We start from the raw sequence: 12,021 nt of genomic DNA on the forward strand, positions 1-12,021 counted from the left end.
CGTCCACCATGGTTGCGGCTGATTAGCCACTCTGTGAAATGCGTACTGAGGGTTGGTTTTTGGCGGCGAAAAAGTCTGCCGAAAATGATGCGCGCAAGCCCGGACAGCGGTACCCTCGTGCACGAGGGCGGGTTCTCCTGGTTCCCAGGAGAACCCGCTCATCGCCACTCTGAACGGCGTCTCGCCGAATCCGGTCACTCCCGATTCCCTTCTCCCGCTGGCGATCTGCGCGTGCCAGCGGTTGGGCCGTGTGCCGCTCAGTTTTTCGAGGTCAGCTCCGCGGGTCCGGTCTTGCCGTCGGTCTCGGGCCCCGCGCCGCCGTCGTTGCCCCGCGTTCGGGCCAAGTCCGCCCAGAGCGCCTCCAACCGCGCCAGCTGCTCACCGACCAGCGCGGCGGGTCCCTCGATCAGCGAGAGCGGCCACGGCAAGTGCGGCCCGTCCAGCCGCCGCACCTGCTCGGTCAGCTCGGCTGTCGTCGCCTCGAGTTCGCTGATCTCGGTGCGCAATTCGACTATTTGCGTTCGCAATTCGGCGGACTGGTGCTCCAATTCACCGATGCGCGCCAGCGCGGCGGCCAACCCGTCCACCAGCGTGCGATGCGCGCCGTCCGCGTCGGTGCCCAGCTGCGGCCAGCCGGACAGGCCGGGCCCGCGCAGCTGAAGCTGAATGTCGCGCAGCACTGCCTCTTGTTCCGGCGTCACGTCCGGATCCTCCCGTTCAAAGAAATCCACTGGCCGAGATCGGCTCCCGGCTTCACATCGCAGTGCCGCCGGCCGTTACCGGGCGGCGCGTCCGACGCACAGCGTGTCCGACGCTACTGCGGGGTGATCAGCTCGCTGAGCAGGCCTCGGGCACCGTCGCGCACCGCGAAGTCGACCTCCGCGGCGCGTCGTGGACGTCCAGAGGCAAAGCCCAGACCGAAACGCATGGCTCCCACTGTAAGTGCGCCGGGCGGGTGTTTCCCGGGCATCGCCGAATCCCACCCACACCGCTCGGTGCGAATCGGGGACGCGGGCCGACCGCGCCGCCCGAAACAGACCTAGCGCAGTGCGATTCGCGGTTCCGGGCGGCTTCGGGTCAGCTGGCGGGCTCCAACTTCGGTCGGCGCGGCTTCGGCGGCGCCGCGAACTCACGGCGGTCCGGAGCGATCAGCACCGCGGAGATCGGGATCGTCAGCGCCAGCAGGCCGATGACGAACATCGGGAACACGAAGTCGAACAACTCCACGCCCTCGGGCACCTTCGCCGACCGGTCCACGTCGAAATGCAGTGCGGCCAGCGCGGTGTAGTACGTCGCGGCCACACCCACGCCGAACAGCAGCACCGTCGCGGCGCGGGCCAGCGGGAATCGCACCGCTTGGAACGACCAGAGCGTCGCGGTCGCGGTGATCACCCCGATCGCGGCGGAGACGGCGGCCAGCCAGCCGGTCACATCGACCGAACCCTGGACCGCGATCGAGCCGATCCCCAGGTAGTGCGTGAGAGCGATGCCGAGGCCGAGAACCAGCCCGCCGGGCAGCAGCAGCGTCAGACGCGGTTTGCGGCCGATGGTCAGCAGCGCGGCCAAGACCGTCACGATCGACACCACCAGAGCCGCGATCAAGCGGCCCGAGTCGTAGCGGATCGCGCTACCCGGCACGCGCAGGCCGAGCATGGCCACCGACGTGGCCAGCCACACCCCGACGCCGCCGAGCGAAATAGCCGCGGAAACCAGCCACACGAGCCGGAACTGAACCGAGCGCGCGCTGTGCACCAGGCACGCGAGGCCGACTACCGCGCCGAGCACGGAGATACCCAAGGTCAGCGCCACCAGCCAGTAGCCGAGCGCGAACTGATCGACGGACGCCCCGGCGCCATTCCCCGCGGCCAGCGTCGCGACCTCACGCATGCCGGGCGGTTCCTTCCAGTTCGCTCGCCTTCAGCTGGGCGATCGCGTACTCGGTGACCGCGGCCAGCGCCTGGCGCACCTCCACCGCGTTGCGCGCGTCGATGTCCACGATCGGCACGCCCTCGCGGACCGAAAGCGCCTCGCGCAGCTCGGCGATCGGGAAGCGCGGCGCGTCGGGGAAGCGGTTCACCGCGATCAGGAACGGCAGCTTGCGCGCCTCGAAGAAGTCGACCGCGGCGAAGCTGTCCTCCAGCCGCCTGGTGTCGATCAGCACCACGGCGCCGATCGCGCCGCGGATCAGGTCGTCCCACATGAACCAGAACCGTCGCTGGCCCGGTGTGCCGAACAGATAGAGCACCAGGTTGCCCGGCAGGATGATCCGGCCGAAATCCATGGCGACCGTGGTCGTTTCCTTCTCCGGCGTCTCGGCGAGATCGTCGATGCCGTCGGAGTAACGGGTCACCATCGCCTCGGTGCGCAGCGGAACGATCTCCGACACCGCACCGACGAACGTGGTCTTGCCCGCGCCGAAGCCGCCGGCGACGACGATCTTCGTCGAGGCGACCCGGTTCTCGAAGCCGTCCGGCCCAGGGGCGTTCCCCGGTCCGATATTCCCACTTGGCCCGGGATTTCCACTGGGCCCCAGATTCCTATAGGGCGCGGAGTCCACGCAATGTCCTCTCCATCAACGAACGTCGCTCGTCATAGCTCGCCTCTTCGGTCAGGGTCGAATGCACACGCATGGTGCCGTCGACGACGAGGTCGCCGATCACCACCCGTACCATGCCGAGCGGCCGGTCCAGATGCGCCGCGATTTCCGCGACCGACAGCCGATGCGTGCCGAGTCGCAGTATCTCGGTGCGGATGTCGCCGGTCGGCCAATCGAGATGTGCAGTGTACGACAAGGTTTCGATCACCGCCTCGAGCGGCAGGTCGATCGCCGGTTCGGTACGCCCGGAGGTCAGGGCGTACGGCCGGACGCGGGTGGTTGGTCGTGGTCCGGGGCCGTATGGGTTGGACATCTCACACTCAGACAGCGGTACGGGCGGTGGCGGTGACCACCGAGCCCACCCGATCGACCAATAGTGCCATCTCGTAGCCGATCCGACCGATGTCGTGCGACTTGTTCGCCAGCACGGCCAAGTGCGAGCCGTTGCCGACGCTCATCACCAGCAGGTAGCCGCGCTGCATCTCCACGATGGACTGCATCACCTTGCCGCCGTCGAACAGGGAGGCCGCGCCCATGGAGAGGCTGGCCAGGCCGGCGGTGACGGCGGAGAGCTGCTCGGCGCGGTCGCTGGGCAGATTCGGACTGGTGGCCTGCAACAGGCCGTCCGCCGACACCAGTACCGCGTGGGACACGCCGGGCACATCTCGGGTGAAGCGGGCGACCAGCCAGTTCAGATTCTCGTCCGTGGTGCTGTTGTTCGCGTTGGTCATGCAAGCCCTCCGTCGTTGTACTGCGCATTGGCCCGCCCGCTGCGGACCCCACTGAGATGCCTGGTCAAGTTGTTGCGAATTTCTTCCGGATCACGCGTTCCGGTGTCGTCCGCCGGCACCAGGCCGCCGGGCACCAGCTGGGCGCCCGGCCTGCGGATCGGGAGTCCGCCGACGGTGCGCGCGGTGGTCGTCGGATGGCTGGCATCCTCGGCGGCCAGCCAGCCCGCGTCACCAGGCGAAGACCACGTGCTGTCCGACGATTGCGAGGTCGAGGGCTCGACCAGCCATTCCGAGACCATGCGTTGATAGATCGGGGTGGGCGAGGCGCCTGCCACCGGCTGCAGCCGGGATGAGGTGACCGTCGCGGGTTCGGGTGCCACCTCCTGCGGTGGGTCAGCGGGCGCGGTGGACGGCTTGCGGATCGGAAGACCGGACCGTGCCGTGGTCTGGGGTGTGACGCTTTCCCGCGCCACCGCCGGATTCGGTCCGGTGGCCGGCTCGTCGTCCTGGATCTCGGTCCATAGATCAATTGGCGCGGACTGCTGTTCACCGTCGCCGGACATTTCGCTCCCGGCGGACGTCGGCGGACCGAACGGACCGGTCGGGGTGCGGTCGGTCTCCGTGCGTGGAGTGAGCACCGGCCAGGGTTGGGTGGACGGCTGATCCGCCGGATTGACCGCGCGGCCGACCGGCGCGGAGACCGCGGGCTGGTCCGGCGAATCGGCGACCCGGATGGCCGGGCGGCGCTGGGGCAGCCCGGAACTCGTCACGCCGCGGCGTGCGGCGTCGCGCTGGGGCAGGTTCGGCACCGGTACGAGATTGCGGGGCTGCGCGCCGGTGGGCTGCCCGGCGAGCGTCGGGAGCTGATGTTCGGCGGTGAGATCGAGGGGTTTGCCCGCCGGGTCGGTGGCGTCCATCGGCGGCGCGACCAGAGCGCCGGGCAGGTGCACGCTGGCGGTGATGCCGGGCTGCTGCGCCATCGTCGAGGTCCGCCGCAGGCTGACCGTGATGGTGTGGCGTTTGGCCAGTCTGCCGACGACGAACAGACCCATTCGGCGCGCCGTCTCGACGGTGACCTCACCACCGGAGGCGAGCCGGTCGTTGGTGGTCTGCAGGTCTTCCAGGGACATGCCGAGGCCGCGGTCGGTGATTTCGATCAGGTAGCCGCCGTCCACCGCACGCGACACCATCACCGTGACGGGGGTGGTCGGCGGCGAGTAACGCAGCGCGTTGTCGATCAGCTCGGCGAGCAGGTGCTCGATGTCGACCGCGGGCTCGCCCGCGACGATGCCGTCGGGCACCGCGCCGATCTCGACCCGCTGGTAGTCCTCGACCTGGGAGACCGCGCTCCAGAGCATGTCCGACAGGTGCACCGGGTGCAGCTGGCCGCGGCGCAGCGCGGTGCCCGCGAGCACGAGCAGGTTGTCGCCGTTGCGGCGCATCCGGGTGGCCAGGTGGTCGAGGCGGAACAGGCTCTGCAGCCGGTCGGTGTCGTCCTCGTCGTGCTCGAGATCCTCGATCAGCGCCAGCTGCTGCTCGACCAGCGATTGGCTGCGGCGGGAGAGGGTTTCGAACATGTTGCCGATCTGCAGGCGCAGGCGTGCCTGGTCGGCTGCGAGGTTGAGCGCCTGCTCGTGGATCTCGTCGACGGCGCGGGCCAGCTGGCCGATCTCGTCGGTGGTGTGCACGGCGACCGGGGTGATCTCCGGCGTGGTGCCGCCCGCGCGCACCACGGCGAGCTCGTCGGGCAGCTTGATGTGCGCCACCTCGAGCGCGTCGCGCCGCAGCCTGCGGACCGGGACGACCAAGGTGCGCGCCACCGACAGAGCCAGTGCCAAGCCCGCGAGCAGCATGCCGATGACGATCGTCGTCTCGCGGAGCGCGCCGGTCTGCGCCTCGGTGGTGCGGTCGGCCAGTGCGCCGTCGATCGTGTCGATCAGCTGCACGGTGGTCTTCTCGTAGGTGTCCGAACTGATCTGGAGCGAGTCGAGCACGGCGGGGTTGCTCGCCGGGTCGGCGACGTTCTGGCTGAACGTGCCGAGGCGGGTCTGCACCGCGTCCAGCAGCGGGCGCATGTTGCCCGCGTAGTCCGGCAGGATCTGCGCGTACTGGTAGATCATGGTGATCTCGGCGCCCGCGGCGACCAGTACGCGCGGCCGCACGCTCGGATTGCGGCCCGCGTCCGGCGAGCCGATCAGCATGCGCTGCTGGGTGAGCACGCGCCGTGCGGTCTGTACCGAAGCAAGCTGCAGGAAGTACCGCTGGATCACCAAGTCGTCAACGGAGGGTGACAGCGCGAGCGCGTTGCCGATGCGCACCATGATCTCGTCGGACTGCTCGCCGACCATCGCGGGTGAGCCGTTGCGCAGGCTGTTGCGCATCGTGGTGCCGGTCGCGATGGCCGAGGCGAGTTCGGAGGTGACCCGGCTGCTGGCCTTGGTGTTCTGCAGCGCCGCTTCCAGCTCGGCCAGCGCCTGGTCGAACTTCGTCAGCGCCGCGTCGGTCTGCGGGTCGGCGGTATTGCCCCAGGTGGCCGTCGCGGTGACGCCGAGCTGCTCGGTGGCGGTACCGAACTTGACGATCGGGCGGATGATGATGGCTTGTTCGGTGGCCGCGTCCAACTGCGTCATGGTGCGCAGTTCGTTGTTGATTCGGAGCACGGCGAAAACGGTGGCCAGCAGCACCGGAAGCACCAGCACCACGCCAACCTTGCGGGTGACCGACCAGTTCGACAGGCTGAATTGCCAGGACCGCGGTGCAGCTTCCATCCGCTTCCGTCGCCTCCGCTTCACCAGGACCTCGGTTGCGCGTGGCTGTTCAGTATTGATTCAACCCGCAAAGAACCAACTGGAGGTCTTCTTTTTACCGCACGGAACATACCGTGCAGAGTGGTCATCGGCAATCCGGGGGAGTCGGTACGCAAATTCCGAATATGGCTATAGAGAAGGTGTTTCGCGGCAGAATGCGTCAGGGACACGTCAACTTCTCGGCCCTGTCGTGGAAGGCCCTGGTCATCCGGGGTCGGGGCAGGGTGACGCGCCGAAGGCTTCGCGCGGACTCGCGGCGGCGTGTCGGGGGTGGCCTCTCAGTTACCTCTCAGTCGCTGCGGTCAAACTGGTGGCATGCGCATTCTGGTAGTCGACGACGATCGGGCTGTCCGGGAATCGCTGCGCCGGTCGCTCACCTTCAACGGCTACTCCGTCGATCTCGCGGTGGATGGCGTGGACGCGCTGGAGAAGGCAACCGCCCAGCGACCCGATGCGCTCGTGCTGGACGTGATGATGCCCAGGCTGGACGGGCTCGAGGTCTGCCGCCGGTTGCGCAGCACGGGCGATGATTTGCCGATTCTCGTTCTCACAGCGCGAGATTCGGTGTCCGAGCGGGTTGCCGGGCTCGATGCCGGGGCGGACGACTATTTGCCGAAGCCATTCGCGCTGGAGGAGCTGCTGGCCCGGCTGCGGGCGCTGCTGCGCCGCACCGCCGTCGATCCGGGTGAGGCATCGGAGGCGATGAAGTTCGCCGATCTGTCGCTGGACCCGGTGACGCGCGAGGTCTCCCGCGGCGTGCGCCCGATCAGTCTCACCCGCACCGAGTTCTCACTGCTGGAAATGTTGATGGCGAATCCGCGCCGGGTACTGACGCGCAGTCGCATTCTCGAGGAGGTCTGGGGCTACGATTTCCCAACCTCGGGAAACGCGCTCGAGGTGTACATCGGTTATCTGCGCCGCAAGACCGAGGCCGAGGGCGAGCCGCGGTTGATCCACACCGTGCGCGGCGTCGGCTACGTGCTACGCGAAACACCCCCGTAGGCCGTTTTCATGGCACGGACACCTCCCAGGCGACCCGTCGTCGCCGCGCTCGGCCAGCGGCCGCCCGAGTCCGCGGACATGCGGCCGCCGATGCCGCTGACCCGCTCGGTCTCACTGCGCTGGCGAGTGACCCTGCTGGCCGCCTCCGTGGTTGCGATCGCGGTGGCCGTCACCTCGATCGCGGCGTACGCCCTCGTCGCGCGCGCCTTGTACGACGATGTGGACGCGCAGCTGCGCAGCCGCGCCACCGCCGTGATCGCCAGCAATCCGTACGGATTCAACATCCAGAATCTGATGATCGCCTCCGCCTTCTACGACGACACCGGCATCGCGCTGATCTATCCCGACCTCAAGCCCTATTCGCCACCGCAGTCCACCGATCCGCCGGTCGGAGCGGAGGAGATGGACGTGGCGGAGGGTGAGCGGAGTTCCTCACTGCGCACCGTCGGCAATCAGCGCGTTCTGGCCGTGCACACGAACTCCGGTGCGACGCTGGTGATCTCGCAGCGGCTGGATCGGACGAGGGAGGTGCTGGATCGGCTCGCCTGGCTGCTGTTCGTGGTCGGCGGTTGCGGCGTCGTTCTGGCCGCCGCGGCGGGCACCGCGGTGGGCCGCACCGGGCTGCGGCCCATCGCGCGGCTCACCGCGGCCACCGAACGCATCGCACGCACCGACGATCTGACGCCGATCCCGGTGACCGGCGACGACGAACTGGCAAGGCTCACCGACAGTTTCAACACGATGCTGCGCGCCTTGGCCGAGTCGCGCGACCGGCAGCGCAGGCTGGTCGCCGACGCCGGACACGAGTTGCGCACGCCGCTGACGTCGTTGCGGACCAACATGGAGTTGCTCATCGCGTCGAGCCGCCCGGGCGCACCCCGGATACCGGACGAGGACATGGCCGGGCTGCGCGCGGACGTCATGGCCCAGATCGAGGAATTGTCGACGCTGGTGGGCGACCTGGTCGATCTCGCGCGGGAAGACGCACCGGAAACCGTCTACGAGCGCGTGGATCTCGGTGAAGTGGTGGAGCGTGCGCTGGAGCGCGCCCGGCGCCGCCGCACCGGCATCGAGTTCGTCGCGGATCTGCGACCCTGGTTCGTCTACGGGCACGACGCGGGGCTGGAGCGCGCGGTGCTCAACGTTCTGGACAACGCGGCCAAGTGGAGCCCAGCCGGCGCACAGGTCCGCATCGTCATGCGGGAGAGCGGTCCGGGGCTGCTGGAACTGTCCATCGACGACGCGGGGCCGGGAATTCCCGCGCCCGAGCGCGAGCTGGTTTTCGAGCGCTTCTATCGGATCACCTCGTCCCGATCGATGCCGGGTTCGGGCCTCGGCCTGGCGATCGTGAAGCAAGTGGTGACAAAACACGGCGGCACCATCGCCGTCGATACCTCCGAACGTGGTGGCACCGTGGTCCGCATCGTGCTGCCGGGTGAGCCAGGAGCCCCCGCGCCGGATTGACGCAATGCCGCCCGCTGGGCGGCTATTTCCTCCACAATGATCAGTTCTGTGCGAAATATTCACCGATAATTCGAAGATTGCCGCGATCGCTTTGTTGCATAATTTGAGACATCGACTTGTCAATGGTTCTAACGCTGGCCCCGGTGGACACATCTCGGAAAACTGAAAGCACGGTCTCAGTCCGCTCTCAGTCGCTGAGACCAACCTGGGCGGCACGTGAGCGAGCTCGCGAACGAACCGTCGACACGGTGCCCTGCGCACGGTGGCGCCGAGCGCAGGCGGGTGACGACGTGAGTGAGCATGCGAGCGAACCATCGACACAGCGCGCCATGCGCACGGCGGCGCCAGTGCATGGCGCGGACGTGAGCAGAAACGAGGAGTCCATGACCGAGGATTCGAAGGACCGACCGGAACCCGGGCCTGCTGGTGCCGGTGCGGACCGGGAGCCGACCGAGCAGATCCACGGCCCGGCGTCCGACCCGCGTTCGGCGGGTACGCCGCACGGCGGCGCCTTCGGACCGGGTGAGGCCCATGCCCACGGTTACGGCGCGCCGGGACCCCAGCAGCCGTCGGCGCAGTACCCGCCCCCGCACCATCCCACTCAGCCGTTCGGAGGGTACGCCGCGCCCTACGGCAGGCCGCACGACGGCGTCTACGGTGCGCCGCCCCGGCGTCCGATCCGCACCGGCCTCGTGGCGGGCGCGGTCGCTCTCGCCTTGGTCAGCGGCGGCGTCGGCGGCGCGGTCGGTGCGCTGGTCACTCGCACCGACGACGGCCGTCCCCCGGTGACCAACGCCTTGGACGCGCCGAAGCCGAACATCGACAACGCCTCCACCGCCCCGGCCGGATCCACCCAGGCGGTCGCGCAGAAGGTGCTGCCCAGCGTGGTCATGATCAAGGTCGCCAGCAGCAGGGCCGAGGGCGAGGGCTCCGGGGTGATCCTGTCCTCCGACGGGCTCATTCTGACCAACAATCACGTGGCCACGGGCGGCGGGCCGAACGCGCGGATGGAAGTCGTGTTCGCCGACGGCAGCAGCGCGTCCGCGACGCTGGTCGGCGCCGACCCGGTCTCCGACCTGGCCGTCATCAGGGTGTCCGACCGCAGCGGTCTGACGCCGATCGAGCTGGGCACGTCGGCGAATCTGCAGGTCGGCCAGCCGGTCGTCGCGATCGGCTCGCCGCTGGGACTCGCGGGCACGGTCACCACGGGCATCGTGTCCTCGTTGAACCGGCCTGTTGTGACCTCGGGCAACGGCAGCGAGCCGGGTCCCGCGGTCAGCCCGGTGATCGACGCGATCCAGACCGACGCCGCGATCAACCCGGGCAACTCGGGTGGCGCTCTGGTGGACGGCAACGGCAGGCTCGTCGGCATCAACACCGCCATCGCGACACTGGGGCCCGCCGACGAGGTCGGCGGCCAGACCGGCTCGATCGGACTCGGCTTCGCGATCCCGGTGGATCAGGCTCGCCGGGTCGCCGACGAGCTCATCAAGACCGGGAAGGCCACCTACGCCCAGATCGGGATCACCGTGTCGCGTCAGCAGGACCCGCAACAGCAGGTTTCCGGCGCGAAGGTGCGCGACGTGACGCCGGACGGCCCCGCCGCTCGGGCCGGCATTTCGCCGGGCGCGGTGGTGACGAAGCTCGACGACCGCCCGATCGATTCCGGAAACGCGCTCGTCGCCGCGGTCCGGTCCCATCAACCAGGAGACAAGGTGAAAGTCACCTACACCGATGACCAAGGCAACAACCCCAAGACCGTCGAGGTGACCCTCTCCGGCGCGCCCGCGGAGGGTGGCCGGTGATGCGCGGGGGACGTGCGCCGCTGACCGACATCGACACCGGCGTTCTCGGCGCGGCCGCCGAGTTGCTCGACGCAAGCGCTACGGTGAGCAGCATGGAAATCGATGCTCCTGTGGCGGGGCGTGCTCTGGTGGTGGTCGTGGACGATCGAACGGCGCATGGAGGTGTGGACTCGCTCGGCCCGCTGGTCACCGAGCTGCTCACCGAGGCGGGTTTCCTCGTCGACGCGTCGGTGTCGGTACAGGCCGACGAGGTCGAGATCCGCAACGCGCTCAACACCGCGGTGATCGGCGGCGTCGATCTGGTGATCTCCGTCGGCGGCACGGGCATGTCCCCGCGTGACGTCACGCCGGAGGCCACCTCTCAGGTGCTCGACCGCGAATTGCCGGGCATCAGCGAAGCCCTGCGTTCCTCCGGCCGGGTGGCCGGGTCACTGGACGCGGGCCTGTCCCGCGGCGTGGCCGGCGTTTCCGGCAGCACCCTGGTGGTCAACCTGCCCGGCACCAGGTCCGCGATCCGGGACGGTATGGCGACTCTCGGGCCGCTCGCCAGCCGGGTGATCGGCGAACTCTCCGGATTGGTCGAGTAATTACGGCGCACACCCCCTCCGACGACCCTCGCCCGGCGGCGCGCCGGGCGAGGGATGCCGCGCGCCTTGCGAAGATCTTCGGTGACACCCTGCCCGAGACCACTAGCGACGAGCGCGGCGATGACCCCGGCGACCGCCGGTCCGGCGACGACTGGCTACGCGCTCAAGTCCCCCCGCACCACGGCTGAGGCCGTTATCTACGTAGTAGCTACGTATTCGAACCATCTTGCTCGTGATCCTGCCGCGATCGTTTCCGGCCGAAAGTAATCCGAGCGAAATATTTACGGCCCTGTCCCGTATGTGGCGACGGCCCCCCTGTGTAGATTTCAGACCGCCTTCAGAGTAGCGAACCTGCATTTATGCACGTCACGCCATATTCAAATGTTCGCAACTGTGATCTACGTCACCCTGTACTTTACGAAACACTGCGTTGCGAGCGCCGTTATCGACCGTTTAATTTCCCCATCGAGCCATGCAATTTGGACCCCGCAGGCCCGGGTATCGGCACGCATGAGGCCGCTCGGCGGAACTGGGCTCGGTTCCGTTGCCAGCTGGTGCGTTGCGCCGAAATTACAACCGGTTACACACCGGCAACAAAGGAGCGACACACTGAGCTGGGCCTGAGAGGACCACGTCCAGCCTCGATGGTCGAGGTTGACTGTTTTAACCTGATGAGGGGAAGTATGAGCGAGAACCGCACCATGCGCGGTGCCCGTGTCGCGGGCATCGGCGCTGCCGCGGCCGTTGCCATGGGCCTGCTTTCGACCGGTGCCGCCAATGCCGACACCTTCGTGCCGTTGCCGGACGGCCACAAGGTGGGGCCTGGCGTGACGATCACCCGGAACGGTGAGCGGGCCCTGATTTCGCCGTCGTTGGCTGCCAACGGCGCCGGCCGCGTCGTCTGGGTTTCGGGGAATGCCATTGCCGATGTGGCTGTGACGCCGGAGGGCGAGATCGGCCCGAACAACGGTCCGACCGGGAATCCTGGGACCAACAACTCTTCGACCCATGGTGCTTCGCAGTTGAGCA

Annotated in this window: 11 protein-coding genes and 1 pseudogene; 6 read left to right on the forward strand and 6 right to left on the reverse strand. The window is 68.3% G+C overall.

The annotated features are described in order from the left end of the window. Positions 1-257: 257 nt before the first annotated feature. The 6 genes from IU459_RS30870 to IU459_RS30895 all read right to left on the reverse strand — a co-directional run bounded on the left by IU459_RS30870 (position 258) and on the right by IU459_RS30895 (position 6,095). Complete coding sequence (locus IU459_RS30870) at positions 258-701, reverse strand: hypothetical protein (RefSeq protein WP_195133123.1); 444 nt, start codon at positions 699-701, stop codon at positions 258-260. A 376-nt stretch (positions 702-1,077) separates the two neighbouring features. Next, positions 1,078-1,887 carry an MHYT domain-containing protein gene (locus tag IU459_RS30875; protein WP_195133124.1) on the reverse strand — a complete coding sequence of 270 codons (810 nt, stop codon included), beginning with the start codon at positions 1,885-1,887 and terminating at the stop codon, positions 1,078-1,080. Next, on the reverse strand, positions 1,880-2,497 hold the full coding sequence (locus tag IU459_RS30880; RefSeq protein ID WP_195133135.1) for a GTP-binding protein: 618 nt from the start codon (positions 2,495-2,497) through the stop codon (positions 1,880-1,882). The genes IU459_RS30875 and IU459_RS30880 overlap by 8 nt, the downstream gene beginning before the upstream one ends. Before the next feature lie 40 nt (positions 2,498-2,537). Then, entirely contained in the window at positions 2,538-2,909 is a 372-nt protein-coding gene (locus IU459_RS30885) for a DUF742 domain-containing protein (RefSeq protein ID WP_040782732.1), read from the reverse strand. A gap of 7 nt (positions 2,910-2,916) precedes the next feature. Further along, positions 2,917-3,327, reverse strand: a complete 411-nt coding sequence (locus IU459_RS30890) for a roadblock/LC7 domain-containing protein (RefSeq protein ID WP_067474116.1) — start codon at positions 3,325-3,327, stop codon at positions 2,917-2,919. Next, the gene (locus tag IU459_RS30895; protein WP_195133125.1) at positions 3,324-6,095 is read right to left on the reverse strand and encodes a sensor histidine kinase; all 2,772 of its coding nucleotides are present in this window, start codon (positions 6,093-6,095) and stop codon (positions 3,324-3,326) included. The genes IU459_RS30890 and IU459_RS30895 overlap by 4 nt, the downstream gene beginning before the upstream one ends. Before the next feature lie 354 nt (positions 6,096-6,449). Between IU459_RS30895 and IU459_RS30900 the strand changes: the two genes are divergently transcribed. The 6 genes and pseudogenes from IU459_RS30900 to IU459_RS30920 form a co-directional block, all read left to right on the forward strand. After that, positions 6,450-7,136, forward strand: a complete 687-nt coding sequence (locus IU459_RS30900; protein WP_195133126.1) for a response regulator transcription factor — start codon at positions 6,450-6,452, stop codon at positions 7,134-7,136. 9 nt (positions 7,137-7,145) lie between these two features. Then, a complete protein-coding gene (locus tag IU459_RS30905) occupies positions 7,146-8,600 on the forward strand; it encodes a sensor histidine kinase (protein WP_195133127.1) in 1,455 nt (484 codons plus the stop codon). 383 nt (positions 8,601-8,983) lie between these two features. After that, the gene (locus tag IU459_RS30910) at positions 8,984-10,405 is read left to right on the forward strand and encodes a S1C family serine protease (RefSeq protein WP_195133128.1); all 1,422 of its coding nucleotides are present in this window, start codon (positions 8,984-8,986) and stop codon (positions 10,403-10,405) included. Further along, positions 10,405-10,992 carry a MogA/MoaB family molybdenum cofactor biosynthesis protein gene (locus IU459_RS30915; protein WP_195133129.1) on the forward strand — a complete coding sequence of 196 codons (588 nt, stop codon included), beginning with the start codon at positions 10,405-10,407 and terminating at the stop codon, positions 10,990-10,992. The genes IU459_RS30910 and IU459_RS30915 overlap by 1 nt, the downstream gene beginning before the upstream one ends. Further along, positions 10,992-11,180 carry a hypothetical protein gene (locus tag IU459_RS39840; RefSeq protein WP_440446545.1) on the forward strand — a complete coding sequence of 63 codons (189 nt, stop codon included), beginning with the start codon at positions 10,992-10,994 and terminating at the stop codon, positions 11,178-11,180. Before IU459_RS30915 ends, IU459_RS39840 begins: the two co-directional genes overlap by 1 nt. Positions 11,181-11,675: 495 nt before the next feature. Continuing rightward, positions 11,676-12,021: pseudogene (locus IU459_RS30920) on the forward strand (MspA family porin); the annotation flags it as partial.

The sequence above is a fragment of the Nocardia amamiensis genome, from assembly GCF_015477605.1.
In the GTDB taxonomy this organism is placed as follows: Bacteria; Actinomycetota; Actinomycetes; order Mycobacteriales; family Mycobacteriaceae; genus Nocardia; species Nocardia amamiensis_A.

Excerpts from the sequence above, each read along its gene's own strand:
- IU459_RS30875 (WP_195133124.1), bottom strand. The coding sequence starts at position 1,887 with ATGCGTGAGGTCGCGACGCTGGCCGCGGGGAATGGCGCCGGGGCGTCC.
- IU459_RS30915 (WP_195133129.1), top strand. The coding sequence starts at position 10,405 with ATGCGCGGGGGACGTGCGCCGCTGACCGACATCGACACCGGCGTTCTC.
- IU459_RS30905 (WP_195133127.1), top strand. The coding sequence starts at position 7,146 with ATGGCACGGACACCTCCCAGGCGACCCGTCGTCGCCGCGCTCGGCCAG.
- IU459_RS30885 (WP_040782732.1), bottom strand. The coding sequence starts at position 2,909 with ATGTCCAACCCATACGGCCCCGGACCACGACCAACCACCCGCGTCCGG.
- IU459_RS30890 (WP_067474116.1), bottom strand. The coding sequence starts at position 3,327 with ATGACCAACGCGAACAACAGCACCACGGACGAGAATCTGAACTGGCTG.
- IU459_RS30910 (WP_195133128.1), top strand. The coding sequence starts at position 8,984 with ATGACCGAGGATTCGAAGGACCGACCGGAACCCGGGCCTGCTGGTGCC.
- IU459_RS30900 (WP_195133126.1), top strand. The coding sequence starts at position 6,450 with ATGCGCATTCTGGTAGTCGACGACGATCGGGCTGTCCGGGAATCGCTG.
- IU459_RS30895 (WP_195133125.1), bottom strand. The coding sequence starts at position 6,095 with ATGGAAGCTGCACCGCGGTCCTGGCAATTCAGCCTGTCGAACTGGTCG.